Below are 4,402 nucleotides of genomic sequence, written 5' to 3' on the forward strand. Positions count from 1 at the left end.
GCCCCGCCCCATCGCTCACCCCTCGCACCCGCGCGGGTCCGTTCCGCCGCCCGCCGCCCGCCGGGCAGCGGACGCGGGGCGAGGACGCGGGCCGGTCAGCCACCGGGCGTGCCGCCCCCCACCGGATCGTCGAGCACGGCCTGCACCACCGCATGCGCCGCTCCAAGCAGCGGTCCGTCCGAGCCCAGCCTGGACACGGTCACCGTGCCGCGGTGCGGGCGGTCCGGGTCGGTGACCCGCCGTCCGAGCTCCTCCTCCAGCGCGGGCAGCAGCCAGGGCGCCAGCCGGGACAGCGCCCCGCCGAGGACCACGGTCTCGGGGTCGAGGAGGTTGACCGCGCCCGCCAGCGCGATGCCCAGGGCGGAGCCCGCGTCGCGCAGGGCGCCGCGCGCCGCCTCGTCGCCCCGCGCGGCATGTTCGGCGAGTACGTCGATGGCGCCAGGACCCGAGGCGAGGCCCGCCGCGCGGAGTACCGCCTCCTCGCCCGCGTACTGCTCCAGACAGCCGCGCCCGCCGCAGACGCACGCGGGGCCGTCCGGGTGGATCGGCACATGACCCAGCTCACCGGCGAAGCCGTGCCGACCGCGCAGCAGCCGCCCGTCGACGACGATCGCGGCGCCGATGCCGATCTCCGCCGAGACGTGCACGAAGTCCTGCGGTGCCGAGCCGCCGCTGGTCCAGAGCTCGGCGAGGGCCCCGAGGTTGGCCTCGTTGTCGACGCTCAGCGGCGCCGGCGCGTCCCGCAGAGCGGGGCCGAGATCGACACGGGACCAGCCGAGGTTCGGAGCCCTGACCACGGTGTGCCCGTCCCGGGTCACCAGACCGGGGACGGCAACCGCGAGGCCCGCCGGGCGCAGCCCCTCGGCGCGCGCCTCCCCGGCCACCCGGTCCACCAGCGCGGCGAGCTCCGCCAGGACCGGGCCCGCGGGGCGGCCCCGATTGTCGGCGGCCACCCGGACCCGGGCGCGCACCTCGCCGCGCAGGTCGACCGCGCAGGCCGCGAGGTGGTCGACGCCGATCTCGGCGCCGATCCCGGCCGGTCCCCGGTCGTTGAGCGCCAGCGCGCTGCCGGGCCGTCCGACGCCGCTGGACTGCAGCGCCTCGGGGCCGAGCTCCACCAGCAGCCCGGCCCTTACCAACTCGTCCACGAGCGTCGACACGGCGGCCCGGGTGAGTCCGACCTGCCCGGCCACGGCCGCCCGGGATATGGGCGCCCGGCCGGCGACGGTCCGCATCACCAGGGAGAGGTTGCGCTGCCGGATCGCCTGCTGGGTGAGCGGGGAGCCCCCGTTCCCGGGCCCCGCCTTCGCTGCCGCCGGCTCCGGGCGTCCCGCCTTCGTGCCGGCCGCGCCGCCGCCGGGCCGCGTGGCCCTCTCTCCTCCCTTCCCGGCCTTCCCGGTGATCGCGGCACGCGCGTTCCCGGCGCTCCCGCCCCGGCCTTCGGCCGTGCCCGCGATCGGCCCCCGGCTGCCCTTTCCGGCCTTTCCCCGGCTCACGCCCCCTCCGTTCCCGACTGCCGCAGCAGCGGGCCGGCGCCGGTCAGTACCGCTCGCAGCCGCTCCACCGCGGCCTCGTCCCGCTCCACGGCGTCGTAGGACGGGCCCTCGGCGGTGCCCCAGCGGCGGGCGACGGCCGCCGGGTCCTCGCCGAGGAGCAGTCCCGCCGCCTGCGCCGCGGCACCGAGCGCGACGAGCTCCCGTGCCGCGGGAACCCGTACCGCGCGTCCCGACAGCCGCCGCACGGTCTCGCGCCAGGCCGTACCGCGTGCGCCGCCGCCGATGAGCAGCAGCGGAGCCGCGGGGTCCGCGTCCGCGTCCAGCACCCGGTCCAGGGCCTCGAGCAGGGCGAACACCGCCCCGTCGTAGGCGGCCTGGAGGATCTGGCCGGCCGTGGTGTCGTGCCGCAGCCCGTAGAACAGACCGGAGGAGCGCGGCAGGTTGGGGGTGCGTTCGCCGTCGAGGAAGGGCAGCACGACGGGCGCACCGCCCGGAGCGCCGGACCGCAGGGCCTCCACGGCCTCCCGGTCGAGCCCGAACAGGGCCGCGATCCGGTCGATGGCGAGTGTGCAGTTCAGGGTGCAGGCGAGCGGCAGCCAGTCGCCGCGCGCGTCGGCGAAACCCGCGACGGTGCCGGTGGGGTCGGCGGGGCGGTGTGCGGAGACCGCGTACACCGTGCCGGAGGTGCCGAGGCTCAGCACCGGCTCTCCCGGCCGCAGGCCGAGGCCGAGCGCCGCGGCCGCGTTGTCACCGGTGCCGGGGGCGACCAGGGCGCCCTTGGGCAGGGGGAGTCCGGGGTGCTCGCGGACGGTTCCCGCGACCTCGCCCGGGCGTACGACGCGCGGCAGCTGGGCGGGGGAGAGGCCGACGCGGTCGAGGATCTCCTCGTCGTACGCCTCGGTGACCCCCGACCACCAGCCGGTGCCGGAGGCGTCGCCGCGGTCGGTGGTGCCCTCGCCGGTGAGCCGTTCGGTGAGGTAGTCGTGCGGCAGGCGGACCGCGGCGACGGCGTCCGCCGCCTCCGGCTCGTGCTCGGTCAGCCAGGCCCACTTGGTGACGGTGAAGGAGGCGCCCGGCACGCTGCCGAACCGGTCCGCCCACACCTTGGGGCCGCCCAGTTCCTCCACCAGCCGCTCCGCCTGGGGCGCCGAGCGGACGTCGTTCCACAGCAGGGCCGGGCGCACCGGGCGGCCTTCCGCGTCCAGGGTGACCAGGCCGTGCTGCTGGCCGCCCACCGAGATCGCGGCGGCCTGGCGGACCAGTGGTCCGCAGTCGGCCAGTGCCCGGCCGAGCGCCTCCCACCACTGCCCGGGGTCGCTCTCCCGCCCGGGGCCGCCGGAGACCGTGTGCGGAGCCTGCCCGCTCGCCACCACCTCACCCGTCCCGGCGTCGACGACCAGTGCCTTCGTCGACTGGGTGGAGCTGTCCACCCCGACGACGAGCGGCCCCTCGGGTGCTGTCATCACGCGTCTCCTTTGTCCCGGTTCCTGTTTTCGTCGGCTTCCGCGGCTTCCCAACGATGCCTTCGCATACTAATTTGTAAACGGCCATGACGAAATAGATCCGGGAGCCCGCATGAACTACCAGCCCACTCCAGAGGACAGGTTCACCTTCGGTCTGTGGACCGTAGGCTGGCAGGGCCGGGACCCCTTCGGCGACGCCACGCGCGCCCCGCTGGACCCGGTGGAGTCCGTACAGCGCCTCTCCGAACTCGGCGCGTACGGCGTGACCTTCCACGACGACGACCTGATCCCCTTCGGGTCCTCCGACACCGAGCGCGAGTCGCACGTCAAGCGCTTCCGCCAGGCCCTGGACGCCACCGGCATGACCGTGCCGATGGCCACCACCAACCTCTTCACCCACCCCGTGTTCAAGGACGGCGCCTTCACCGCCAACGACCGGGACGTACGCCGTTACGCGCTGCGCAAGACCATCCGCAACATCGACCTCGCCGTGGAGCTCGGCGCGAAGACCTACGTGGCCTGGGGCGGCCGAGAGGGCGCCGAGTCCGGTGCCGCCAAGGACGTGCGCGTCGCCCTCGACCGGATGAAGGAGGCCTTCGACCTCCTCGGGGACTACGTCGTCGAGCAGGGATACGACCTCAGGTTCGCCGTCGAGCCCAAGCCCAACGAGCCCCGCGGCGACATCCTCCTGCCCACCATCGGCCACGCCCTCGCCTTCATCGAGCGCCTGGAACGCCCCGAACTGGTCGGCGTCAACCCCGAGGTCGGCCACGAGCAGATGGCCGGGCTCAACTTCCCGCACGGCATCGCCCAGGCGCTGTGGGCGGGCAAGCTGTTCCACATCGACCTCAACGGCCAGTCCGGCATCAAGTACGACCAGGACTTCCGCTTCGGCGCCGGAGACCTGCGCGCCGCGTTCTGGCTCGTCGACCTGCTGGAGACGGCCGGCTACGCGGGACCGCGGCACTTCGACTTCAAGCCGCCGCGCACCGAGGACTTCGACGGCGTCTGGGCCTCGGCGGCGGGCTGCATGCGCAACTACCTGATCCTCAAGGAGCGTGCCGCCGCCTTCCGCGCCGACCCCGAGGTCCGGGAGGCACTGCGCACCTCCCGGCTCGACCAGCTCGCGCTGCCCACCGCCGAGGACGGCCTGGCCGGCCTGCTTGCCGACCGCTCGGCCTTCGAGGAGTTCGACCCCGAGACGGCCGGCGCGCGCGGTATGGCCTTCGAACGCCTCGACCAGCTGGCGATGGACCACCTCCTGGGCGCCCGCGCCTGAAACCGCCCCGGGTGCGGCGGCCTCCGCGGGAGCACGGGCCCCTTCAGGATCCGGCCGGGGCCGTCTTTCCGGCCGGGGTCGTCGCACCACCGCCCCACCACCGCCCCACCCGGGCGCGGCCGGCACCGCCGGCACACCTCCGCCCGGGTGGGGCGGTGGTGGGG

General features: G+C 75.5%; 3 protein-coding genes. 1 reads left to right on the plus strand and 2 read right to left on the minus strand.

Annotated elements, in window-relative coordinates; genetic code table 11:
• Positions 1-95 precede the first annotated feature (95 nt).
• Complete coding sequence (locus GUY61_RS35265) at positions 96-1,235, minus strand: ROK family protein (protein ID WP_166634398.1); 1,140 nt, start codon at positions 1,233-1,235, stop codon at positions 96-98.
• A 257-nt stretch (positions 1,236-1,492) separates the two neighbouring features.
• Entirely contained in the window at positions 1,493-2,959 is a 1,467-nt protein-coding gene (gene xylB, locus GUY61_RS35270; RefSeq protein ID WP_166634396.1) for a xylulokinase, read from the minus strand.
• A 112-nt stretch (positions 2,960-3,071) separates the two neighbouring features.
• On the opposite strand from xylB, the gene xylA reads away from it, so the two are divergent.
• Positions 3,072-4,238 carry a xylose isomerase gene (gene xylA, locus GUY61_RS35275; RefSeq protein WP_166634397.1) on the plus strand — a complete coding sequence of 389 codons (1,167 nt, stop codon included), beginning with the start codon at positions 3,072-3,074 and terminating at the stop codon, positions 4,236-4,238.
• Positions 4,239-4,402: the final 164 nt, after the last annotated feature.

This window comes from Streptomyces sp. GC420, from assembly GCF_009916105.1.
In the GTDB taxonomy this organism is placed as follows: Bacteria; Actinomycetota; Actinomycetes; order Streptomycetales; family Streptomycetaceae; genus Streptomyces.

Bases quoted from the DNA above. Each gene is read 5' to 3' on its own strand.
- xylB (WP_166634396.1), bottom strand. From the start codon at position 2,959: ATGACAGCACCCGAGGGGCCGCTCGTCGTCGGGGTGGACAGCTCCACC.
- GUY61_RS35265 (WP_166634398.1), bottom strand. From the start codon at position 1,235: ATGCGGACCGTCGCCGGCCGGGCGCCCATATCCCGGGCGGCCGTGGCC.
- xylA (WP_166634397.1), top strand. From the start codon at position 3,072: ATGAACTACCAGCCCACTCCAGAGGACAGGTTCACCTTCGGTCTGTGG.